The organism is Aeromonas mytilicola subsp. aquatica (assembly GCF_044336385.1).
Taxonomy (GTDB): Bacteria; Pseudomonadota; Gammaproteobacteria; order Enterobacterales; family Aeromonadaceae; genus Aeromonas; species Aeromonas rivipollensis.
The window spans coordinates 1,309,706-1,332,285 of the sequence record NZ_CP172298.1 but is presented as its reverse complement, the minus strand read 5'-3'; the positions used below and the strand labels follow the sequence as shown (position 1 = coordinate 1,332,285).

20 protein-coding genes and 2 tRNA genes are annotated in these 22,580 nt (G+C 62.5%); 9 read left to right on the top strand and 13 right to left on the bottom strand.

Features of this window, described 5'->3' with window-relative positions; translation table 11 throughout:
• Nucleotides 1–94: 94 nt before the first annotated feature.
• The 4 genes from thrC to ACFWHB_RS06310 all read right to left on the bottom strand — a co-directional run bounded on the left by thrC (nt 95) and on the right by ACFWHB_RS06310 (nt 5,787).
• Nucleotides 95–1,369: a threonine synthase gene (thrC, locus tag ACFWHB_RS06325; RefSeq protein ID WP_395949694.1), complete on the bottom strand. Its 1,275-nt coding sequence runs from the start codon at nt 1,367–1,369 to the stop codon at nt 95–97.
• On the bottom strand, nt 1,366–2,334 hold the full coding sequence (gene thrB, locus ACFWHB_RS06320; protein WP_025327739.1) for a homoserine kinase: 969 nt from the start codon (nt 2,332–2,334) through the stop codon (nt 1,366–1,368). The genes thrC and thrB overlap by 4 nt, the downstream gene beginning before the upstream one ends.
• A 40-nt stretch (nt 2,335–2,374) precedes the next feature.
• Nucleotides 2,375–4,834 carry a bifunctional aspartate kinase/homoserine dehydrogenase I gene (gene thrA, locus ACFWHB_RS06315; protein WP_394294521.1) on the bottom strand — a complete coding sequence of 820 codons (2,460 nt, stop codon included), beginning with the start codon at nt 4,832–4,834 and terminating at the stop codon, nt 2,375–2,377.
• A 263-nt stretch (nt 4,835–5,097) separates the two neighbouring features.
• The gene (locus ACFWHB_RS06310) at nt 5,098–5,787 is read right to left on the bottom strand and encodes a tRNA/rRNA methyltransferase (protein WP_395949693.1); all 690 of its coding nucleotides are present in this window, start codon (nt 5,785–5,787) and stop codon (nt 5,098–5,100) included.
• 194 nt (nt 5,788–5,981) lie between these two features.
• On the opposite strand from ACFWHB_RS06310, the gene aceK reads away from it, so the two are divergent.
• Nucleotides 5,982–7,709 (top strand): bifunctional isocitrate dehydrogenase kinase/phosphatase, encoded by a 1,728-nt coding sequence (aceK, locus tag ACFWHB_RS06305; RefSeq protein WP_106886209.1) that lies wholly within the window; start codon nt 5,982–5,984, stop codon nt 7,707–7,709.
• A gap of 72 nt (nt 7,710–7,781) precedes the next feature.
• Here the strand turns inward: aceK and ACFWHB_RS06300 are convergent, their stop codons facing one another.
• Nucleotides 7,782–8,171 carry an META domain-containing protein gene (locus ACFWHB_RS06300; RefSeq protein WP_111910041.1) on the bottom strand — a complete coding sequence of 130 codons (390 nt, stop codon included), beginning with the start codon at nt 8,169–8,171 and terminating at the stop codon, nt 7,782–7,784.
• 167 nt (nt 8,172–8,338) lie between these two features.
• Between ACFWHB_RS06300 and ACFWHB_RS06295 the strand changes: the two genes are divergently transcribed.
• On the top strand, nt 8,339–8,815 hold the full coding sequence (locus ACFWHB_RS06295; protein ID WP_395949692.1) for a hypothetical protein: 477 nt from the start codon (nt 8,339–8,341) through the stop codon (nt 8,813–8,815).
• 4 nt (nt 8,816–8,819) lie between these two features.
• Here ACFWHB_RS06295 and ACFWHB_RS06290 read toward each other — a convergent pair whose 3' ends face one another.
• Together ACFWHB_RS06290 and ACFWHB_RS06285 are read right to left on the bottom strand one after the other, a co-directional pair.
• Complete coding sequence (locus tag ACFWHB_RS06290) at nt 8,820–9,299, bottom strand: putative 4-hydroxy-4-methyl-2-oxoglutarate aldolase (protein WP_025327745.1); 480 nt, start codon at nt 9,297–9,299, stop codon at nt 8,820–8,822.
• Between the two features lie 115 nt (nt 9,300–9,414).
• Nucleotides 9,415–9,813, bottom strand: coding sequence for a DUF3293 domain-containing protein (locus ACFWHB_RS06285; RefSeq protein WP_395949691.1), 399 nt, complete (start codon nt 9,811–9,813; stop codon nt 9,415–9,417).
• A gap of 385 nt (nt 9,814–10,198) precedes the next feature.
• Here ACFWHB_RS06285 and arcA point away from each other — a divergent pair, with 385 nt between their 5' ends.
• The gene (arcA, locus tag ACFWHB_RS06280) at nt 10,199–10,918 is read left to right on the top strand and encodes a two-component system response regulator ArcA (protein ID WP_010673581.1); all 720 of its coding nucleotides are present in this window, start codon (nt 10,199–10,201) and stop codon (nt 10,916–10,918) included.
• 121 nt (nt 10,919–11,039) lie between these two features.
• Here the strand turns inward: arcA and ACFWHB_RS06275 are convergent.
• Both ACFWHB_RS06275 and ACFWHB_RS06270 read right to left on the bottom strand, forming a co-directional pair.
• Nucleotides 11,040–11,114 (bottom strand) — tRNA-Gly (locus ACFWHB_RS06275).
• 104 nt (nt 11,115–11,218) lie between these two features.
• Nucleotides 11,219–11,292, bottom strand: a tRNA-Gly gene (locus ACFWHB_RS06270).
• Between the two features lie 201 nt (nt 11,293–11,493).
• Here ACFWHB_RS06270 and cydD point away from each other — a divergent pair.
• From cydD to ACFWHB_RS06250, 4 genes are all read left to right on the top strand, one after another.
• The gene (gene cydD, locus ACFWHB_RS06265; RefSeq protein ID WP_395949690.1) at nt 11,494–13,263 is read left to right on the top strand and encodes a heme ABC transporter permease/ATP-binding protein CydD; all 1,770 of its coding nucleotides are present in this window, start codon (nt 11,494–11,496) and stop codon (nt 13,261–13,263) included.
• Complete coding sequence (gene cydC / locus ACFWHB_RS06260) at nt 13,256–15,001, top strand: heme ABC transporter ATP-binding protein/permease CydC (RefSeq protein WP_395949689.1); 1,746 nt, start codon at nt 13,256–13,258, stop codon at nt 14,999–15,001. Before cydD ends, cydC begins: the two co-directional genes overlap by 8 nt.
• Nucleotides 15,002–15,158: 157 nt before the next feature.
• Nucleotides 15,159–15,530 (top strand): Rcs stress response system protein RcsF, encoded by a 372-nt coding sequence (gene rcsF, locus ACFWHB_RS06255; protein ID WP_005325859.1) that lies wholly within the window; start codon nt 15,159–15,161, stop codon nt 15,528–15,530.
• A 9-nt stretch (nt 15,531–15,539) separates the two neighbouring features.
• On the top strand, nt 15,540–15,926 hold the full coding sequence (locus ACFWHB_RS06250; RefSeq protein WP_395949688.1) for a DUF488 domain-containing protein: 387 nt from the start codon (nt 15,540–15,542) through the stop codon (nt 15,924–15,926).
• Between the two features lie 72 nt (nt 15,927–15,998).
• Here ACFWHB_RS06250 and ACFWHB_RS06245 read toward each other — a convergent pair whose 3' ends face one another.
• On the bottom strand, nt 15,999–16,991 hold the full coding sequence (locus tag ACFWHB_RS06245) for an NAD-dependent epimerase/dehydratase family protein (RefSeq protein ID WP_395949687.1): 993 nt from the start codon (nt 16,989–16,991) through the stop codon (nt 15,999–16,001).
• Between the two features lie 208 nt (nt 16,992–17,199).
• On the opposite strand from ACFWHB_RS06245, the gene tsaA reads away from it, so the two are divergent.
• Nucleotides 17,200–17,904, top strand: coding sequence for a tRNA (N6-threonylcarbamoyladenosine(37)-N6)-methyltransferase TrmO (tsaA, locus tag ACFWHB_RS06240; RefSeq protein WP_395949686.1), 705 nt, complete (start codon nt 17,200–17,202; stop codon nt 17,902–17,904).
• Between the two features lie 71 nt (nt 17,905–17,975).
• Here the strand turns inward: tsaA and ACFWHB_RS06235 are convergent, their stop codons facing one another.
• From ACFWHB_RS06235 to ACFWHB_RS06225, 3 genes are read right to left on the bottom strand one after another with little or no spacing between them, the layout of a single operon-like run.
• Nucleotides 17,976–19,097, bottom strand: coding sequence for a beta-ketoacyl-ACP synthase III (locus ACFWHB_RS06235; RefSeq protein ID WP_395949685.1), 1,122 nt, complete (start codon nt 19,095–19,097; stop codon nt 17,976–17,978).
• A gap of 56 nt (nt 19,098–19,153) precedes the next feature.
• The gene (locus tag ACFWHB_RS06230) at nt 19,154–20,317 is read right to left on the bottom strand and encodes a vWA domain-containing protein (RefSeq protein ID WP_395949683.1); all 1,164 of its coding nucleotides are present in this window, start codon (nt 20,315–20,317) and stop codon (nt 19,154–19,156) included.
• Nucleotides 20,318–21,160, bottom strand: a complete 843-nt coding sequence (locus tag ACFWHB_RS06225; protein ID WP_395949682.1) for an AAA family ATPase — start codon at nt 21,158–21,160, stop codon at nt 20,318–20,320.
• Nucleotides 21,161–21,323: 163 nt separating this feature from the next.
• On the opposite strand from ACFWHB_RS06225, the gene cysK reads away from it, so the two are divergent.
• Nucleotides 21,324–22,292: a cysteine synthase A gene (gene cysK / locus ACFWHB_RS06220; RefSeq protein WP_106886198.1), complete on the top strand. Its 969-nt coding sequence runs from the start codon at nt 21,324–21,326 to the stop codon at nt 22,290–22,292.
• Nucleotides 22,293–22,580 lie beyond the last annotated feature (288 nt).

The window sequence follows — 22,580 nt, the reverse complement described above, 5'->3', positions numbered from 1 at the left end:
ATCAACCAGTCACAGTAAGACGCCCCGATCCGGAAATAAAAATCCCCCATTGTCGGGGGATTTTTATTTCTATCGGTTAGCTCACTGCGGCAGTTCAAGCCAGCAGGAAGGCCTTGAGGCGGCCAAAGTCTGCGGGCAGGTCGTGGGAGAGCAGCGGCAGGGCGGCATGCTTGGCAAGCGGGCCGGGCAGCGGCACATCCAACCCCAGGATCTCGTCTACCGACTCCTTGAACTTGGCCGGGTGAGCGGTGCAGAGGAAGACCCCTACCTCGTCTTGCCTAAGCTGCTCGTTCAGCAGATCCCAGGCGATGGCGCCGTGAGGCTCGCACAGGTAATCGAGCTGATGCAGGCGCTGCAACGCATCGCGAGTCTCGGCATCGCTGCGCATGCCGGACCCCAAGGTCTCCACCGCCCAGCCTTCCCGGCGGCATAGCTCTTCCACGCGCGGCCAGTTGTTGGGGCGGCTCACATCCATGGCGTTGGAGAGGGTCGCGACCGTCTGGTGCGGCTCCCAGCTGCCGGTTTTCAAGTAGCGCGGCACAGTGTCGTTGGCGTTGGTGGCGGCGATAAAGCGCTTCACCGGCAGCCCCAGCGCCTTGGCAATCAGGCCCGCGGTGAGGTTGCCAAAGTTGCCGGACGGCACGCTGATGACTGCCTTGGCGCGGTCGGCCTTGGGCAACTGGGCCACCGCCTCGAAGTAGTAGCAGACCTGGGCCAGCAGGCGGCTGATGTTGATGGAGTTGGCGGAGTTCAGGCCGATGGCGGTCTTGAGCCCTTCGTCATCGAAGGCATCCTTGACCAGCGCCTGACAGGCATCGAAGTCGCCGTCGATGGCGATGGTGCGGATATTGCCGCCGAGGGTGCAGAAGAGCGCCTCCTGCAAGGGGCTGATCTTGCCCTTGGGATAGAGAATGACCACCTCGATCCCCTCCAGGCCATAGAAGGCGTGGGCCACGGCGGCGCCAGTGTCACCCGAGGTGGCGGTGAGTATGGTGATCTTGTCATTGGTGCGGAAGGTGGCCAGACACTGGGCCATAAAGCGGCCGCCGAAGTCCTTGAACGCCAGGGTCGGACCGTGGAACAGCTCGAGGGCATAGGTGCCGTCTTTGAGCTTCACCAGGGGCGCCGGGAAGGTGAAGGCGGCGTCGATCAACTCACTCACTTTAGCGGCAGGTACTTCGTCCCCCAGCAGGTGGCTGATGATGCGAGCGGAGCGCTCGGCCAGCGGCAAGTCCAGCAGGGCATCCACATCGGCCAAGGGCGCAATCACCTCGGGGAAGAAGAGCCCCTGCTCGCGGCCCAGACCCTGGCGCACCGCCTGGGCGAAGCTCACCTGTTCACTCTTGTCCTTGATATTGTAAAGATTCATAGCTCGCTTCCTGTTACCCGTGCCCCGGCCATGTCCAGTTTGCAGACCCGGGCAAATCCATCTTCGTTCTGCACGAAATGTGCATCCATCCAATCCTTCATCCGCTCGGCCTGGGCCAGATCCTTCATCACCACGAAGACGCTGGGGCCCGAGCCCGAGATGCCGGTGGCCAGGGCCCCGTTCTGGGCCGCCTGAGCCCGCACCTCGTTGAAACCTTCGATCAGCGCCGCGCGGTAGGGTTCGGCAATCACGTCTTTGAGCACGCTCGCGGCCAATCCCTCCTGCCCTGTGTAGCTGGCGTGCACAAACGCCGCCAGCCGACGGCCGTAGGTGAGGCAATCCTGACGGCGATACTGGGCCGGCAGTATGGCGCGGGCGGCGGCGGTGGAAACCACGGTGCCCGGGTAGCAGACCACCCAGTACCACTGCTCGAACACCGGAATGCCCTGGCTGATGACGCCGTGCTCTTCGAGCACCAGCTGCATGCCGCCGAGATAGCAAGGGGCGACGTTGTCGTAGTGGACCGAGCCGGAGATCTTGCCTTCCATCTCCCCCATCAGCAGCAGCATATCGTGCTCATCAAGCGGCTCACCGTGGAAGGCGTTGAGCCCTTCCAGTGCCGCCACCACGCTGCAGGCGCTGGAGCCCAGACCGGATCCCACCGGCAGGTTCTTCTCCAGCACCATCGCCAGCGGCTTGAGGGTCAGGCCGCGCTTCTCCAGGGCCTCCCCATAGGCAAGCCAGCAGTCATAGAGGATGTTCTTCTTGGGATCATCCGGCAGCTTGTGGGCATAGCGGCCCACGGAGGAGAGGGCAAACGCCACATCGGCAGCCTTTACCTGGACGCGATCCCCCAGCAGGGAGCCATCCACGGGGGCGAGCGCCGCCCCCAGGACGTCAAAGCCCACGCTCAGGTTGGCGCTGGAGGCCGGGGCATAGGCGACCACACTGCCGCCCTGCGCCATGGCATCTTGTTCAAAATCGGGGTTCATCGCTGAACTCATGTTACAGCTCCTGCTTCCAGTTCTGGGTGCGCAGCACGTCGGCGAAGACACCGGCGGCAGTCACTTCGGTCCCTGCGCCATAGCCGCGCAGCACCAGGGGGATGGGCTGGTAATAGGTGGAGAAGAAGGCGAGCGCGTTCTCCCCGTCTTTCACCTTGAACAGGGGCTCGTCGGCACCAACCGCCTTGATGGCGACCTTGCACTTGCCTCCTTCGATGGAGCCCACGTAGCGCAACACCTTGCCCTCGCTCTGAGCCAGGGCGAACTGATCGCGGAACCAGCCATCAGCCTCGGGCAGACGAGCCATAAAGGACTCCACATCGCCACTCACATCAAAGCCAGGTGGCAGCGCCTGCTCCACTTCCACATCGGAGAGCTCCAGTGCCATGCCGGCCTCGCGGGCCAGGATGAGCAGCTTGCGAGCCACGTCCATGCCATTGAGATCGTCGCGGGGATCCGGCTCGGTGAAGCCGTTGCCACGGGCAATCTTGGTCGCCTCGGAGAAAGCCATCCCCTCATCCAGCTTGCCGAAGATAAAGGAGAGCGACCCGGACAGGACGCCGTCGAAGGCGCGCAGCTTGTCACCGGCCTTGATCAGGTTCTGCAGGTTCTCGATGACCGGCAGGCCCGCGCCGACGTTGGTCTCGTAGAGGAACTTGCGGCGGGTCTGGCGGGCGGTGCGGCGCAGCGCCTTGTAGTAATCCAGCGACCCTGTGTTGGCCTTCTTGTTCGGGGTGACCACGTGGAAACCGGCGGCCAGGAAGTCCGCATACTGGACGGCGACGGCCTCGCTCGAGGTGCAATCGACGATCACCGGGTTGATGAGATGGCTCTCTTCCACCAGCTTCTTCACCGCTTCCAGGCTGAAGCTGTCACGGGCTTCCACCAGCTGCTCACGCCAGTTGGCGAGGCTCAGCCCATCCTTGTTGACCGCCATCTGGCGGCTGTTGGCGATGCCGACCACCCGCAGGCCAGTGCCCTGCTCGGCGAGCACCGGCTGCTGGCGGGCAATCTGATCCACCAGCGCCGCGCCGACGCCGCCCACACCGACCACGAAGAGATCGATGAACTGCTGGCTGCCAAAGAAGTTCTGGTGGCACGCCTTGATGGCTTCCGCCACCTTGCGATCCCGCACCACCGCCGAGATGGAGCGCTCGCTCGAGCCCTGGGCGATGGCGACTATGTTGATGGAGGCCTGGGCCAGGGAGGTGAAGAAGCGCGCCGCCATCCCCTTGCTGGTGCGCATACCGTCACCGATCAGGGAGATGATGGCGAGATCGCTCATGATCTCGAGCGGATCCAGCAGCTGGTTCTTGAATTCCAGCTCGAACTCGCGCTCCAGCACCTTGCGGGTCTTGTCGCTGTCATAGCTGTGGATACAGAAGCTGACGCTGTACTCGGAAGATGACTGGGTGATCAGCACTATGCTGACCCCGGCGCGGGAGACGGCGGAGAAGATCCGGCCCGCCATGCCCACCATGCCCTTCATGCCGGGGCCGGAGACGTTGAACATGCACATGCCGGAGAGATCCGAGATGGCCTTCACTTTCAGATCATCATCCCCCTGATCGACCCCGATCAGGGTGCCAGGCCCCTGAGGGTTGAAGCTGTTCTTGATGAGGCAGGGAATGTGGAACTGGGCCACGGGGGCGATGGTTTTCGGGTGCAGCACCTTGGCACCGAAATAGGAGAGCTCCATCGCCTCTTTATAGGAGAGGGTTTTGAGCAGATAGGCATCCGGCACCAGGCGCGGGTCGCAGTTGTAGCAACCTTCCACGTCTGTCCAGATCTCGCAGCACTCGGCGTCCACGCAGGCGGCCAAGACGGCGGCGCTGTAATCCGAACCGTTACGGCCCAGCAGCACAGTTTCGCCCTTGTCGCTGCCACCGGTGAAGCCCGGCATCAGGTAGAGACAATCGGTGCGCAAGCCTTTGGCGGCAAAGCGCAGGCGGGAGGCCTCGATGTCCACATGGGCTTCGAGGTAGCCGCCGTCGGTCACCAGCAACTGCTCCGGCACTATGAGATCCAGTTCGAGGCCGCGTACCCGCAGCAGCTCGTGCATGAAGGCGATGGAGAGGTTCTCCCCCCGGCTCAGGATGCGGGCCTGGACGTTGTCCGGGCAGAGACCCAGCAGGCGGATGCCCTGCATCAGGCGCTCGACCTGATCCAGCTCATTGGTGAGACGAGACTGCAGCGCCTTGTCATCCAGCGCCGGGTAGGCCGCCTTCAAGCCCGCCAGCAGACGGGAGAAGATGCCGTTGATCTCGAACAGGGTGGCGCTGGCATCCATGCCGCGACTGGTCTGCTCCACCAGGGCGACCAGGTGGTTGGTCACCTTGGCCGGTGCCGACAGCACCAGGGCAACCTGGGATTGGCCGTGGGTGTTCACCGCGATATCGGCGACCCGTAAGAAACGCTCTGCGTCGGCCAGTGACGACCCGCCAAATTTCAACACTCTCATCGCTTTCTCTCCCTGTAAATCTATGAAATTCAATCTAAAAACCAATCCAACAAAAAGGCCCGTACTGGGTGGGTACGGGCCTTTTAAGATTTCTGTGCTTGTTCGTCAGCGCATCAACCGGCCCCAGTGCCACCTGTGGTGGTACCGGTAATAATGGTGGTGGTGATGATGTTGGTGAATAGCTGCATGACGAACACTCTTGAACGAAACTGGTTGTTAGCAATACCTTGCCGGACCTTGGGCTGTCAACCTAAACCTCTTTGCTACTCACGCCCAAATCGGCGCGCAAGGTCTTTGCAGAGCAGATGCAGCATATTCAGATCCCGCTGTGGCAGCATGGGCACTCGGTCCATTACCCATTGATGCAGTTTTTCATCCTGATAAACTCCGAGTTCACCAAGTAATTCTGCTGTTTTTGATTTGAGTACGCGAACCTGCCCGGCACCATCAAAATTTTCTGCTACCGCCTGAGGCTCGTCCAGCAGCGGACTCATCTCGTAGGCATACAGCATGATCGCCTGCCCCAGATTCAAAGAGGGATAACTCACCTTGAGGGGCAGGTAGCTGATGAGATCCACCTGGGCAAGCTGCTCGTTGGAGAGACCCGACTCCTCGCAACCAAAGACGATGGCCACCTTCCCAAGGGAAGGCTTGGCGCGGATCTGATCGCGGATCTCGGCCGGGGTGAGGTAGTGCTGATAGCGGCCACGCTGGCGGGCCGTGGTGGCGACCACCAGATCCATGTCGGCCAGGGCCGCTTCCAGGGTGTCGAAGGCTTCTGCCTCGGCCAGGATCTCCTGGGCGCCGTGGGCGACCCAGCTCGCCTCCTCCTCTTCGTGTACCCGGCTCCCCACCAGTCGCATGGCATCGAAGCCCATGGTTTTCATGGCGCGGGCGGCCGCACCCACGTTCGCCGCGCGAGCGGGGGCCACCAGTACAAAATAGAGTTTCATCGGGTTTCTCCTGAACAGGGCCGACGCCGCGAACTGCAGCAAACCGCCGGCAAAACAGGGGCGCAATCTACCGTTTATCCCCGAACATTGCCACTTGAACAGATGTTTGGATGTTGCCATAGTGGCCGGACGAGTGAGCCCCTTGCCTAGCGGCACAGACGCCATGGGCCCGATACATCACAAGGAAGAGAGAGATGCAGCAGCCATTGGAACAGGCGGTCGCCGAGACGATCTTGCAGCGTTTCGAATCGTTTTACAGCCGCTTTCTCGAGATAACCCAGGGCAGCAAGAGCCGCTTCGAGAACAGCGACTGGTTGGGGGTGCAGCTCGCCGGGCGCGAGCGCATTCGCCTCTATGATCATCACGTCGGCGCCACCACGGCCCTCATCAAGCAGATGATGGGGGAGCAGTTGCCGACCCAGGCCCTGCTCAAGCAGGTGAAGGGGGCCTTCAGCGATCTGCTGCCCCGCTGTGACAACTTCGAGGTGGCGGAGTCCTTCTTCAACTCCGTCTATCGCCGGATCTTCCGCCATCGCAACATCCGCGACGAGAACCTCTACATCCACCCCTTTCGCAGCCGGGGGGAGCACCCGGATCTGAGCGCTCTGCTGCGAGTCTATCGCACCGACCTTGCCCACCTGCCCCAGACCCTGAGCCAGCTGCTCGGGGATTACAGCTTCACCCTGCCCTTTGAGGACAAGCAGCGGGACATCATCGACATTCACCGTCATCTGGCGGAGAGCGGCCCGGCCATACTGCACGAGGAGCCGTTCGCCATCGAGCTGCTCAAGGAGGTGTTCTACCGCAACAAGGGGGCCTATCTGGTGGGGCTCATTCGGGTGAAAGGCGAGGTGCATCCCTTCATCCTGCCCCTGCTCAGCACGGGCCAGAGCATCTATGTGGACACCGTCATCTTCGAGCCTGAGCTGGCCTCCATCGTATTCGGCTTCGCCCGCGCCTACTTCATGGTCTATGCCCCTGTGCCGGCCCTGTTCGTGCTCTTCCTGCGCCAGATCATGCCCCGCAAGCCAGACTACGAGATCTACAACGCCATCGGCTGCCAGAAGCACGGCAAGACAGAGCTCTATCGCCACTACCAGCAGCACCTGGCCCAGAGCCGGGAGCAGTTCGTCATCGCCCCCGGCATCAAGGGGATGGTGATGAGCGTGTTCACCCTCCCCTCCTACGATGTGGTGTTCAAGGTGATCAAAGACGAGTTCACCCCGCCCAAGGATGTGAGCCACGAGCAGGTGAAGGCGAAATACCGGCTGGTGAAACAGCACGACAGGGTGGGCCGCATGGCCGACACCCAGGAGTTCACCAACTTCGAGTTTCCCCTGGACCGCATCTCCCCCGAGCTCCTGGCCGAGCTCAAGTCGGTGGCCCCCTCGGCGCTCACCATCACAGCCGACAAGCTGGTGATCAAGCACCTCTACACAGAGCGCAAGATGATCCCGCTGAACCTCTATCTGGATCAGGCGGACGAGCAGCAGACCAGGCTCGCCCTGGAGGAGTACGGCAACGCCATCCGCCAGCTGGCGGCGGCCAACATATTCCCGGGTGACATGCTGTTCAAGAACTTCGGCGTGACCCGCCACGGCCGGGTGGTCTTCTATGACTACGACGAGATCTGCTACATGACGGAGTGCAACTTTCGCCAAATCCCGCCGCCGCGCTACCCGGAGGACGAGTGGAGCGCCGAGCCCTGGTATTCGGTGGCCCCGAACGACATCTTCCCCGAGGAGTTCGCCACCTTCCTGCTGCAAAAGCCCCAGGTGCGGGAGATCATGATGCAGGTACACAAGGAGCTGTTCGATGCCAACTACTGGAAGATGCTGCAGGGCAACATCAAGGAGGGGGTGTTCGAGGATGTCTATCCCTACAGGCGCAAGAAGCGCTTTCGTTTTCAACGGGGGGGATGAGCAGCAAAAAGGGACGCCGTGGCGTCCCTTTTTCTGGCGTCAGGCTGCGACAGCCCCTGACGACAAACCCGCTTATTTCACCGCATCGAAGGTCAGCAGCGTGGCCTTGCCCGCATCCTTCAGCACCAGCTGTTTGCCGCTTATCTGGAAGCTTGCCACCTTCTCCAGCGTCTGCAGGTAGTTCATCTCCTTGCCGGCCAGATCCCCTGCGCACATCATGCGCGTCGAGCCCATGGCGCCCAGCGTCAATACGCCGTCGCCCTGCTGGGTGATGCCGCCAAAGTAGCGGTTGCAGCCGCCCTTGCCCGCCACCTTGTCACCGGCGACCTGCAGGGTGAAGGTATCACCGCTCGCCCCTTGCAGCTGCCAGGTGGATGCTTGCAGCTCTGCCAGGGTGGAACCCGTTGCCATGGCGCAGCCTCCCAGGGCCAGCGCGGCCAGCAGGGTCAGTTTCTTGTTCATGAGTTCACCTCGTGATGGAGAAAGTCGTGAAGACACAGAGTGAGGGGGCTTGTTTATCACGACTCTGGCGTCGATTAAAACTCTTTTATTGTGATCGGGGTTCCCTTTACTCCCTGCTGGCATGTGCCATGCTTGTAGTCCTGTTCGGACCCAGGGAGGGGAAACGAATGGTCAAGTCTCTCGTCATCGCACTCGCATCAAGCCTCGCCTTTTCGGCCCAGGCTGCCGACTGGAGTTTTCTCCAGACCGAATCAGACAGCCAGCTCTACGTGAAAAGCTATTCCGGCGTATTGCTCGGCAACCAAACCCATACCGGCGACAATTTCGATATCTGGCTCATCAACACCGGTTACCAGTATCCGGTAGAGGATGACATCAGCCTCTACATGGAGGCCGGGCCCGCAGTGGGGCGCCACAGCGAACAGGCCGGCTTCAATATCAGCTCGGGGGTGCGCTACCGCCTCTCCCCCTCGCTCAACATCGGCAGCCAGCTCAAACAGCTGGAAGTGAGCAAGGCCAGCACCCTGGTGGAGCTCAACAGCAGCCTGCTGGTGACGCCGCAGCTGGCCATCACGGCCAACTACGGCCTCAGTGCCTTCAGCACAGAGCAATTCCTCACCCTGGGGGTAGGTTTCAACTTCTGAGGGATCAGAGGAGCCTGGCGCCACTGACCAGCACGCCATTGAGATCGGCGTAGACATAATCCCCTGGCGCTATGCTGACCCCGGCAAACGACAGCACCACATCCAGCTCCCCCTGTCCGCGTTTCTCGGTCTTGACCGGACAGGCCGCCAGTGCCTTGACCCCCAGCGCCAGCGTCGCCAGGGTACCCAGATCCCGCACGGCACCGTGGATAAGGATCCCTTCCCACCCCTGCTCCACCGCCTTGATGGCCAGCTGGTCCCCCAGCAGCGCCCGGCGCAGGGAGCCGCCCCCATCGATCACCATCACCTTGCCATGACCTGGACGGTTAACCAGTTCGCGCACCAGGCTGTTGTCCTCGAAGCAGGAGAGGGTGACCGCCTGGCCGTAAAACAGCGGCTTGCCGCCATAATCGTGAAACAGCGGCTCTGCCACCTGCAGGGCATCGCCATGTTGATCGCAAAGGTCGGGCAGTAGATCCAGCATTGTCAGCATCCTTCCATGGAGTGAATGAGTCCGCTCATTCTTTCATCATGTGGACAGGCTGACAATCCAGCGAGCCGCCGCTATCCCCGTATGGTGTGACCCGTACAGCCTCTCATCATGCTGGGGATCTGAGAGTCCAGCGGGACGCCAGCTTGCCAAGGTGGCATGGCGCCCCCTTCAGCAGGACGGGCACCAGCCAGAGTTCCCCCTCCTCCACCCAGTAGAGGGCGTTCTGCCCGAAGCGGGCGGCCAGCCGCATGGCTTCGGCCCGAGAGAGACGCAGCAGCAGGGACGCCTCCTGCCAGCACTCATCCGGATCGCTGCCCCACACGGGCCCCATCACCAGCACATCGGCAAGCTGGCGTGACAAGGCACGTTGACGCCGGGCGTTGCGGCGCGCCCCCACCCACTGACTGGCCGGATTCCATGCCGTGACGATGGCGTAGGCAGGCCAGGGGGGCGGGGCGAAGGGGGCAATAAAACACACATTTCTGTAGTTTTCCCACAAAGTCATGTCAACCACATGTTGCATCCCATTACATTTCTTAAGGACGAAAAAGCGGGCCAGCCCAAGTATGATGCAGCGAACCTCGGGATTGACTTATATCAAACCTGAGTTAAAAAGTTGCTATCTGACGGCAAAGAGTGTTGTTATGCGCCTGTTAACTGATAAAATGCAGCAACTTTTGTAATGGACTACCCTTCCAGGCTTCTCTCGATCAGACTTGTTGAGAGCCTATGTGCGGCACAGGGATGTTTGCCAACATAGATACCAAATTCGCGATGATTCGACCTGATATTCATACCCAGGATGACGTAATAAATTTTCAGGACCGGTCGGATAACGCCAAAGAGTGTTAAAATTTCGATAATTAACTGATAAGAATCTGGGAATACTCATGCAAACACCACATATTCTGATCGTCGAAGACGAGCTGGTCACCCGCAACACCCTCAAGAGCATCTTCGAGGCCGAAGGCTACATAGTGCTGGAAGCCAACAATGGCGACGAGATGCATCAAGCCCTGACCAGCCACACCATCAACCTGGTGATCATGGACATCAACCTGCCGGGCAAGAATGGCCTGCTGCTGGCACGCGAGCTGCGTGAAGATGACAACATAGCCCTGATGTTCCTGACCGGCCGTGACAACGAAGTGGACAAGATCCTGGGGCTGGAGATAGGCGCCGATGACTACATCACCAAGCCGTTCAACCCCCGCGAGCTGACCATACGTGCCCGCAACCTGCTGAGCCGCACCATGAACGTGGCCGCCGGTGGCGAAGAGAAGAAGCTGGTAGAGCGTTACCTGTTCAATGGCTGGGCGCTGGACATCAACAGCCGTGCCCTGGTCAGCCCGGCGGGCGACATGTTCAAGCTGCCCCGCTCCGAGTTCCGTGCCATGCTGCACTTCTGCGAGAACCCGGGCCAGATCCAGACCCGTGCCGAGCTGCTCAAGAAGATGACGGGCCGTGAGCTCAAGCCCCACGACCGTACAGTGGATGTCACCATACGCCGCATTCGCAAGCACTTCGAGAGCGTGGGCGACACTCCGGAGATCATCGCCACCATTCATGGCGAAGGCTACCGCTTCTGTGGCGAGCTGGAGCAGGAATAATCCCCTGCCCGGTGAAGCGAGAGGCGCCTGTGGGCGCCTCTTCTGTTTGTGGCGGGCGCCACCGCGCGAGCCCGCCAAAACAAAAAGCCCACTCAGTCGAGTGGGCTTTTTGCATGAAAGCTGGAGCGGGCAGCGGGAATCGAACCCGCATCATCAGCTTGGAAGGCTGAGGTAATAGCCATTATACGATGCCCGCAAGGCATCAAGAACGCAGTAGATACAAGGCATGGAATCGGCGTCTGAAGAGACGTGCCAGAAGGAGGCAGCAACAAGACGGGACAGGTGCCGGGTATCAGAATGTGGAGCGGGTGATGGGAATCGAACCCACGTATGCAGCTTGGGAAGCTACCGTTCTACCATTGAACTACACCCGCGTCAGTGGCCTCTACTATATGCATTTTGCCGGCGAGCGCAATCACCGCCTTCGTGTTTTTTGCCATAAATCAAGCTGTTCGACCAACTATTGAGCATGAAGCTGCTTTTTCAAACAAAGACGTTCACACTCCCGGATCTGCGAGGTTGCCAAGCCGTGGGGGCGACGATAGTCTTGCGCCACTCGACCGAGGAGGGTGGTAATGGACAAGAACAAGCAGAAACATCTCTATGGCTGGTTGCGCAAACAATCGGGCCATGGCCGGCGCTGGATCGGCCTTTCCATTGGTCTGGGCATGGGTCAGGGCATACTGATGGTGATGCAGGCTTGGCTGCTGGCCACCCTGCTCCACGGCTTCATCATAGAGGGCACCACGCCCGAGCAATCCATTCCCCTCTTTATTGCCCTGCTGCTGGTGACCCTGACCAAGGCCGCGCTGGCCTATGGCCGTGAGGTGGCGAGCTTCAAGGCGGGCAGTGCGGTGCGCCAGGCCATCCGCGAGCTGGTGCTCACCCGCCTCGCCCGCCTCGGCCCTGCCTATATCCAGCGCCGCCCCGCCGGCAGCTGGGCCAGCCTGCTGCTCGAGCAGATTGAAGACATGCAGGAGTTCTTCTCCCGCTATCTGCCCCAGATGGCCATAGCCGTCTTCATCCCCCTGGTGATCCTGGTGGCCGTGTTCCCGGTCAACTGGGCCGCCGGCATCATCTTGCTCGGCACAGCGCCCCTCATCCCGCTCTTCATGATCCTGGTGGGTGTCGGCGCCGCCGATGCCAACCGCCGCAACTTCCAGTCCCTGGCGCGGCTCTCCGGCCACTTCCTCGATCGCCTCAAGGGCTTGCGTACCCTGCAGCTCTTCATGCGCACCCAGGCGGAGGGTGAGGCCATTCGCGACGCCTCGGAAGATTTTCGGGAGCGCACCATGGAGGTGCTGCGGCTCGCCTTCCTGAGCACAGCCGTGCTGGAATTCTTCGCCGCCATCGCGGTGGCCCTGGTGGCGGTCTACTTCGGCTTCTCCTACATAGATCACCTCAACTTCGGCAACTATGGCGTCAAGGTGACGCTCTTTACAGGCCTGTTCGTGCTGTTTCTCGCTCCCGAGTTTTACGCGCCGCTGCGGGAACTCGGCGCCCACTACCACGCCAAGGCGCAGGCCATTGGCGCCGCCGAGCAGTTGCTGGAGTTTCTCGAGGCCGAGGTCAGCGAACCGGCCTCAGGGAGTGCCCCCTTCCAGGCCGATGGCCCCATCAGGGTAGAGGCCCGCGCCCTGGAGGTGCTGAGCGCCGAGGGCAAGGTGCTGGTCGGCCCCATCGATTTCACCCTTGAGGCAGGCACGCGCACTGCGCTGGTCGGGATCAGCGGGGCGGGCAAGAGCTCCCTGGTCAACGCCTTGCTCGGCTTTGCCCCCTATCGCGGTTCGCTCTGCGTCAACGGCCAGGAGCTCGCCGAGCTGGACATGAGCCAGTGGCGGCTGCAACTGGGCTGGCTCTCCCAGAACCCCCAGCTGTTCCACGCCTCCCTGAGAGACAACCTGCTGCTGGCCAGGCCCACGGCCAGCGATGCCGAGCTGGAAGCGGCCCTGGTGCGGGCCCAGGCCTGGGAATTTGCCAAAGAAAAGGGGTTCGACTACCCGGTCGGGGATCAGGCCGGTGGCCTCTCCGTCGGTCAGGCCCAGCGCCTCGCCCTGGCCCGCACCCTGCTCAAGTCCACTCAGTTGATGGTGCTTGATGAACCCACTGCCAGCCTGGATCGCCACTCCGAGCGCGCCATCATGAGCACACTCGAACAGGCAGCAGTGGGCCAGACCCTGCTGATGATCACCCACCGCCTCGATCAGCTCAGCCAGATGGACAACATACTGGTGCTGGAGCGCGGCCAGCTGGTGGAGCAAGGCCACTTCGCACAACTCTGCCAGGCACAGGGGCCCTTCGCCCGTCTGCTATCCCAACGTTCAGGGGATTCTCTCGATGACTGATCTACTGCCGTTCCTGCGTCTCTACCGCCAGCACTGGCTCAGCCTCTCCCTCGGTCTGCTGCTGGCCCTGGTCACCCTGGTGGCCGGGATGGGGCTGCTCTCTTTATCAGGCTGGTTCCTCTCCGCCGCCGCCGTGGCGGGGCTGGCGGTCGCCAGCCGGGACACCTTCAACTACATGACCCCGGCCGGCGGGGTGCGCTTCTTCTCCATAGTGCGCACCGCCAGCCGCTGGGGTGAGCGGGTAGTGAGCCACGACGCCACCTTCCGGGTGCTCACCCGGTTGCGAGTCTGGTTCTGGCAACGACTCTCCCCCCTCTCCCCCGGCACCCTGGCCGGTTTTCGTCAGGCGGATCTGCTCAACCGTCTGGTAGCCGACATCGACGCCATGGATCACGTCTACCTGCGCCTCGTCACCCCCATAGGGGCGGCCCTGCTCAGCTGCGCCGGGCTGGTGTTCTTCCTCTCCTTCTTTGACAGCCGCCTGGCGCTGACCCTGGGGGCCATACTGCTCTTCGGCATGCTGGCCCTGCCGCTGGTGTTCTATTTCGCCGGTCGGGCCCCCGGTCGTCGACTCATCGCCGAAAAATCCACCATGCGCACCCGCATGGTGGATTACCTGGACGGCCATGCCGAGCTGCAGATGTTCGCCGCTGCTCCCAAGGCGCTGGCCGAGCTGCAACAGGCCGAGCAGGCCCTGATCCAGGCCCAGGCCCGCATGGCCAGGGTGAGCGGCCTCGCCAGCTTCTCGGTGCAGTTGCTCAGCGGCTGGACCCTGACCCTGATGCTGTGGCTCGCCGGTCACGGCGTCGGCGGTGGCACCCCGGACCCCATCACGGCGCTCATGGTGTTCGCCACCCTGGCGAGCTTCGAGGCGCTGCTGCCCCTGGCGGGTGCCTTCCAGCACCTCTCCACCAGCCTCACCTCGGCCCGTCGTCTCAACGAGATACTGCAAGAGGCCAAGGCGCCAGAGTGGGGAGAGGAGCATGCGCCCGCGACTCAAGGCGCCTTGCAGATACGGGATCTCCACTTCGCCTACCCGGGCCAGGACGGCCCCGTGCTGCGAGGCTGCACCCTGCAACTGAACCCCGGCGAGAAACTGGCGCTGCTGGGGCAGACAGGGTGTGGCAAGTCCACCCTGATGGGCTTGCTGACCCGGGAGTGGACGGCCCAGACCGGCGAGATACTGCTGGATGGCAAACCGCTGACCCAGTATGGCGAAGGGGCCCTGCGCGCCTCCTGCTCAGTGGTGAGCCAGCGGGTGCATCTGTTTGCCGATACCTTGCGAGGCAACCTCAAGCTGGCCGCCCCCGACGCCAGCGACGAGCGGCTGACCGAGGTTCTCACTCAGGTGGGTCTCGCCACCCTGCTGGCAGGCGAAGATGAAGAGGCCGAGAGCGGACTGGATGCCTGGCTCGGGGATGGCGGCCGCCCCCTCTCCGGCGGCGAGCGCCGCCGCATCGGCATCGCCCGCGCCCTGCTGCACGACGCCCCGCTCTGGCTGCTGGATGAGCCGACCGAAGGCCTCGACAGCCAGACCGAGCGGGAGATCATGGCCCTGCTGCTCAAGCTGGGGGCAGAGCGCTCCCTGCTGCTCATCTCCCACCGCCTGCTGGGGCTGGAGCAGATGGACAGAGTAGCCCTGATGGAAGAGGGCAAGATCCGCCTCTGCGCCCCGCACCGGGCGCTGCTGGAAGATGACTACTACCGCAGCCTGCACCAGCGGCTGGCTCCCGCCTGATGAAAGCAAATGAACAAGGGGCACTGATGTGCCCCTTGTCTTGTGGATAGTGCCAAGATCCCCGTCACACCTCGCCTCCCGGGCGAAAAATGGGGCTGGTCGCAGGCAGCGACTGACCCCTATAATGGCCCCCCTCACTGTTCAACAAGACCTCGACATGAAACGCCTGATCCTGATGATGCCCCTGATTGCCTCCGGTTGTGCCGACTTCGCCTTCAACAGCAATCTGGACAAGGAAAACTTCGACGAGTATTTCAAGCCGGGCGGCGTCCGGATCTATGAGCAAAACCAGCTCGCCGACCTCAACTACCTCTACCTCGGCACAGTCGAGGGCGAATCCTGCCAGGCCGACGCCAACCAGGCGGTGCCCAATGCCGGTGAGGCCCGCACCCTGGCTCGTCGCCGCGTGGCCGACATGGGCGGCAACGGCGTCAGCTTCGACAAGTGCGCCGAATTCAGCGACGTGCCTGGCTGCCTGAAGCAGGTGATCTGCTACGGCCAGGCGCTGAAAGTGGCCGAAGAGAAGTAAGGTCTCGGCATGGCAATCGCCATAGTCCGCCTCGGCAGCCCCCGTCTCGAGGGTGAAGGCTTGCGCATCGGCACAGTGCGCCGTCCGCCTCGCGGCGTGTCCAAGAGCGATTTTGCCAGCCAGGATTGGTACGACGTCTGGTTCCCCAACCTGGCCCCCAGTCCCGAAACCATGAAGCTGGGCCAGGCCGCCGAGACCCCGGCCCAGTGGGCCGCCTTCTGCAAGCAGTACAAGGCCGAGATGGCGAGCCCCGCTGCCCGCCACGATCTGGCGCTGCTGGCGGCCCTCTCCCACCACACCCAGCTGTCGGTGGGTTGCTATTGCGAGCAGGAGTCCCGCTGTCATCGCAGCATCTTGAAAGAGCTGCTGGTCGGCTGCGGCGCGCTGCTGCGCTGACGCCAGGGCAAAACGAGAGAGGGCACCCAGGGGTGCCCTCTCTCGTTTGCCTCTGCGCTCCCCCCTCCCGACCTATGACGGTGAGAACTCCCGCACCCGCTGCCGCAACGCCGCCTCCTCGGCCAGGGTCATGCCAGCCAGGGGCGTCTGCTCATTGATCTCCAGCCACGCCACCAGATCGGCAACCGTCTCCTCCAGCGGCCGGAAGTTCAGACCGTGAACGATGGCGGCCTCGGCGCTGATGCTGCCATAGCCGGCAAACTCGGCCTGGGTGTTGGGCAGCAGCGTGGGATAACTCTGCCAGGGTTCGACCCCGGCCGCGATCAGGGCGGGCCAGGGGGTCCACTCCGGTTGCAGGGGGGAGGCCGGTATCAGGCGGGCCGCCAGACGCTCCACCCAGTCCACCAGCAAGATGCCAGGCTTGACGAGGTTGAAGCAGCCCTCCAGCCGCTGTTCGGCGGCCCGCAGCACGAACTCGGCGCAGTCGCGCACGTCCAGGTATTGCAGCCTGTCCTGCCCCTCCCCCGGCAACAGCCAGGATCCTCCTTGTTGCACCCGCTGCACCCACCAGGCCAGGCGGCCGGTCGGGTCGAAGGGGCCGCACAGCACGCCGGGGCGCAGTATGCAGAGCCGCTCCCCCCAGCGGGCCCGATACTCGGCCTCGCACAAGACCTTGAGCGGACCATAGTCACTGGCTGACTCGCCGGGGGCCACTTCGTGCAGCGGCGCCGACTCGTCCATCTCGGGCCGGGCGAAGTCCCGATAGACGCTGATGGTGGAGATGAAGATGAGCCGCTCGCAGCGCCCGAGCAGGGCCGCCGAGAGGCTGGCCGCCTGCGCTGGGTCATAGCAGCAGGTGTCTATGGCCAGATCCCAGTGCAGTCCCTCCTCCAGCAAGGGGTCCAGACTCTGATCCCTGTCCCCTTGCAGCTGGGTCAGCTCGCGCCAGTCAGGGTGCTGACGGTGACCCCGATTGAACAGCGTCACCTCATGACCCCAATCCAGGGCCAGCGAGGTGAGGTGGCGGCCCAAGAACCCGGTACCGCCGATAATAAGCAGTTTCATCCCTGTCTCTCCTGTGCGCCGCGGTGCCATGACCCCGGCCAATCCCTTTCCTCCCCCCACCCTACGCAAGTTGACGCCAGGGCACAGCCTCAGATGCCGCGCACTGCGACCGGGATCACAGCGGGCGGCAAGGGCTCCCTCCTGTGGCGACGCCTGCGTTTTCGGTCCGCCTGTGCTACATTGCCGGGGTTTTCAGCCAGGATCCGCCATGAAGTTCGACATCGACACCCTAGGGATCATCCGCTCTCCCTACAAGGAGAAGTTCGCCATCCCCCGCCAGCCCGGCCTGGTCAAATCGGCCCGCGCCCGCCTGGAGCTGCTGCCTCCCTACGATCAGCCGGACGTGCTGCGCGGCATAGAGCAGTTTTCCCACCTCTGGCTCAGCTTCGTGTTTCACCAGACCATGGATCAGGGCTGGCACCCGACGGTGCGTCCGCCGCGCCTCGGCGGCAACGAGCGGGTCGGGGTCTTTGCCACTCGCTCCACTTTCCGCCCCAATCCCCTCGGTCTCTCCGTGGTCGAGCTGCACGGGGTGGGCCGAGAGCGTGGCAAGCTGTGGCTCGATCTCGGCGCCGTGGATCTGCTGGACGGCACCCCAGTGGTCGATATCAAGCCCTATATTCCCTATGCCGACAGCCTGCCCCACGCCCGGGGCGGCTTCGCCCCCGAGGCCCCCACACCGCCGCTGGCGGTGAGCTTCACCCCGGAGGCGGAGCAGCAGCTCATGCCCTGGCTCAAGGCCCACCCCGAGCTGCGCCAGCTGGTGAGCGAGGTACTGGCCCAGGATCCCCGCCCCGCCTACAAGAAGGGCAAGACGGACGACAAGGAGTACGGCGTCAGGCTGTTCGACCTCAATGTGCGTTTTCGCATCAGCGAGCCCGATTGCCTGGTATCGGCCATAGAGCCCGCCTGATCTTCGCCAGCCCAGGCCCATAAAAAAACCACCCGCCCGGGTGGTTTTTTGCTGCCGCCGGATGGCGGCACTCAGAGGCGCTGCAACAGCAGGCTGCCGATGGAGTAACCGGCGCCGAAGGAGCAGAGCACGCCGCGGGCCCCGCTCGGCAAGTCCTGGTTGAACAGGTGGAAGGCGATGACTGAGCCCGCCGAGCTGGTGTTGCCATAGCTGTCCAGGATCACCGGCGCCTCCTGCTGGCTGGCGTCGTGGCCCAGCAGCTTGCGGCCGATGAACTGGTTCATGGTTAGGTTGGCCTGATGGAGCCAGAGCCGGCTTAAAGAGTCTGCCGCCCACCCCTGCTCATCGAGCTGAGTGCTTATCTGGTCGCACACCAGGGGCAGCACCTCTTTGAACACCTTGCGCCCCTGCTGGCGGAACAGCTTGTCATCCCCATAGCGGGTGCGCGGGCTGAAGCGGTTAAGGAAGCCGAAGTTGTTGCGGATGTTGTTGGAGTACTGGGTCACCAGCTTGCTGGCCACCAGTTGCCAGGGGTTGGCCACCTTGCAATCTTCTTCCCGCTCCAGCAGCACTGCGGTGCAGGCGTCTCCGAAGATGAAGTGGCTGTCTCTATCCCGGAAATTGAGGTGCCCCGAGCAGATCTCGGGGTTCACCACCAGGGCCAGTCTGGCAGTGCCGGCCGCCAGCAGATCCGCCGCCGTCTTGATGCCGAAGGTGGCGGAGGAGCAGGCCACGTTCATGTCAAAGGCCATGCCGCTCGCCCCCAGGTAGTGCTGCAGCTCGATGGAGAGCGCCGGATAGGGACGCGGCATGTTGGAGGCCGCCACTATGACCAGATCTATCTCCCCCGGCTCGCGACCGGCGGCGATCAGCGCCTGCTCGGCGGCGGCCACCGCCATCTCCACCATGATGGAGGGCTGGTCATCGGGGCGCTCCGCCAGCAGGGGCTGCATGATGTCGGGATCCAGCACCCCCTCCCTGCTCACCAGATGGCGGCTCTTGATGCCCGAGGCCTTCTCGATGAACTCGCAGCTCGAATGCTGCTTGGCGGGCAGTTGGCCGGCGTCGATGGCGGAGGCGTTCTCCTCGTTGTAGAGATCCACATACTGGTTGAAGGCCGCCACCAGCTCTTCGTTGCTGACGGCAAAGGGCGGGGTATAGAGGCCTGAGCCACTGATTACGATAGAGGTCATCTTTGCTCCTGGCCGGGTGCAATCCCGGCTTGTCTGTTTTTTTAGGGGTCAGAGGTTCATAGCTGATCGATCGCTCCAGCGAGACCAGCCAGGGTCAGCGGGTGCATACGCCCGCCAATCACGTCATTCATCAACTTGATGGAAGGGTGCCAGAGCCACTCCTGCCTGGGGACCGGGTTGATCCACACCAGCTTGGGGAAGTGGTGCTGCAGACGCTCGAGCCACACCTGGCCGGGTTCCTCGTTCCACTGCTCCACGCTGCCGCCGGGCCAGGTGATCTCGTAGGGGCCCATCTTGGCGTCCCCCACAAAAATCACCCGATAGTCGCTGCCGTAGGTGCGCAGCAAGCTCAGGGTATCGACGCGCTCCTGGGCGCGGCGGCTGTTGTCCTGCCAGACGAAATCGTACAGGCAGTTGTGAAAATAGAAGAACACCAGGTGCTTGAACTCGTGGCGCAGGGCACTGAAGAGGCGCTGCACCTCGGCCACGTGGGCATCCATGGAGCCCCCCACATCGAAGAACACCAAGAGCTTGACCCCGTTGTGGCGCTCGGGGCGCAGCTTCACATCGAGCCAGCCCTGACGGGCCGTGCTGCTGATGGTGTCGTCGAGATCCAGCTCCGAGGGATTGCCCTTGCGCACCCAGCGCCTGAGCTTGCGCAGGGCCAGCTGGATGGCCCGCTGGCCGAGCGGCGAGTCGTCGCTGAAGTTGCGGTAGTAGCGCGCCTCCCACACCTTGGTTGCCTTGCCATGCTGGCCCTCCCCTCCCATGCGGATCCCCTCCGGGTGAAAGCCGCCATGGCCGAACGGGCTGCTGCCCCCTGTGCCCACCCACTTGTTGCCGCCGGCGTGGCGCGCCTTTTGTTCCCGCAGGCGCTGGTTGAGGGTCTCCAGCAACTTCTCGAGCCCGCCGAGGGAGCTGAGCAAGGCTTTCTCCTCCTCGCTCAACAGCCGCTCGAACTCCTGGCGCAGCCAGTCATCCGGCAGTGTCTCAGGCAGCAGGGGGATGGCTTCCAGCCCCTGGTAGTACTCGGCGAAGGCGCGATCGAAGCGATCGAGGTGGGCCTCGTCCTTCACCAGTAGGCAGCGGGACAAGCGATAGAAGTCGTCCATGTCCACGCTGGAGAGCCCGGCCGCCAGGGCACCATGGAGATCCAGCAACTCGCGCAGGCTGCAGGGCAGCTTGTGACGGCGCAGATGGGTGAAGAAGTCGATCAGCATTCAGCCGCCGCGCCGCGCCAGGAAGGCCAGCTTCTCGAACAGATGCAAGTCCTGCTCCGTCTTGAGCAGGGCGCCATAGAGGGCGGGCACCAGCTTGCCCGGCTCCCGGCTGCGCAGCGCCTCGGGGGCTATGTCATCGGCCAGCAGCAGGCGGATCCAGTCCAAGAGTTCTGAGGTGGAGGGTTTCTTGCGCAGCCCCTCCACATTACGCAGCTCGAAGAAGAGATCCATCGCCTCAGAGAGCAGGCTCTCCTTGAGGTTGGGATGGTGCAGCTGGACTATGGCCTGCATCTCGGCCTTGTCGGGGAAGCGGATGTAGTGGAAGAAGCAGCGGCGCAGGAAGGCGTCCGGCAGCTCTTTCTCATTGTTGGAGGTGATGATGACCACGGGACGCTGGCGGGCCTTGATGCGCTCCCCTGTCTCATAGACGTCGAACTCCATCCGATCCAGCTCCAGCAACAGATCGTTGGGAAACTCGATGTCGGCCTTGTCAATTTCGTCGATGAGCAGCACAGGGCGCTGCTCGGCGCAAAACGCCTGCCACAGCTTGCCCCGACGAATGTAGTGGTGGATCTCCCCCACCCTCGGATCCCCGAGCTGGGAGTCCCGCAGCCGGGCCACCGCATCATATTCATAGAGCCCCTGCTGGGCCTTGGTGGTGGACTTGATGTGCCAGCTGATGAGGTCAGCACCGAGCGACTCGGCGACCGCCGCGGCCAGCACCGTCTTGCCGGTGCCCGGCTCACCTTTGATCAGCAGCGGCTTCTCCAGCACTATGGCGGCATTGACGGCCATACTCAGTGACCTTGATGCGAGATAGCGATCGCTTCCTGCAAATCCCATGAGATCCATTCCTTTGGTCGCAGGAGAACCTCAGGGTCCTTCGGCGAGAGAGAATAAGTTCTATATGTTGTAATAACATATTGTTATAACGATTCGTCACTTCTCATTCAGAAACCACAGGGTAATCTTGTTTCATCGCCTTAACAAACACAGGGATAGCACCATGAGCAAAATTTTTGAGGACAATAGCCAGACCATAGGCAACACCCCGCTGGTTCGTCTCAACCGTGTTACCAAGGGCCGCGTGCTGGCCAAGATCGAGAGCCGCAACCCGAGCTTCAGCGTCAAGTGCCGGATCGGCGCCAATCTCATCTGGGATGCCGAGAAACGCGGCGTATTGACCCAGGGCAAGGAGATCATCGAGCCTACCAGCGGCAACACGGGCATTGCCTTGGCTTTCGTGGCGGCTGCCCGTGGCTATCCCATCACCCTGACCATGCCGGCCACCATGAGCCTGGAGCGCCGCAAGCTGCTCAAGGCACTCGGTGCCAATCTGGTGCTGACAGAAGGCCCCCTCGGCATGAAGGGCGCCATCGCCAAGGCCAACGAGATCCTGGAATCCGAGCCGGGCAAGTATGTGCTGCTGCAGCAGTTCGAAAACCCCGCCAACCCCGAGATCCACGAGCAGACCACTGGCCCCGAGATCTGGGACGCCACCGACGGCGAGGTGGACGTGTTTGTGGCAGGTGTCGGCACCGGCGGCACCATCACAGGGGTCTCCCGCTACATCAAGCAGACCAAGGGCAAGGCCATCATCTCCGTGGCGGTCGAACCGGCCGAGTCCCCCGTCATCAGCCAGAAACTGGCGGGTGAAGAGATCAAGCCCGGCCCCCACAAGATCCAGGGCATAGGCGCCGGCTTCATTCCGGGCAACCTGGACCTGACACTGCTGGATCGCGTCGAACAGGTGAGCAGCGAGGAGTCCATCGAGATGGCTCGCCGCCTGATGGAAGAGGAAGGCATACTGGCGGGGATAAGCTCAGGCGCCGCCGTGGTGGCTGCCGCCCGTCTGGCCGAGCTGCCGGAGTTCAAGGACAAGACCATAGTCGTCGTGCTGCCGAGCGCCGCCGAACGCTACCTCTCCAGCGCCCTCTTCGCCGGCGTGTTCAGCGAGCAGGAACTGCAGCAGTAATTGATCGTCTTACATCAAAACAACGGCGCCTCTGGGGCGCCGTTTTCATTATGCGCTAAACTCAGTAGCCATCAGTGTCAGTCGGCCCCTTATTTTTTGGGGTAAAATAACAAACTTGGGCCTGACAAAAAAAGCAGACATTCTGTGATAAATCTCATATCCTGTGCCGCGTCACGAGGTGTTTACCGGCTAGGTATCACAAGGTAACAAAGTGTTATTTTTCGTTATAAATTAATTTCAGGCCAGTCCTGACGCGGCTTTCAGCCCGATAACGAAAAGACTTAGCCT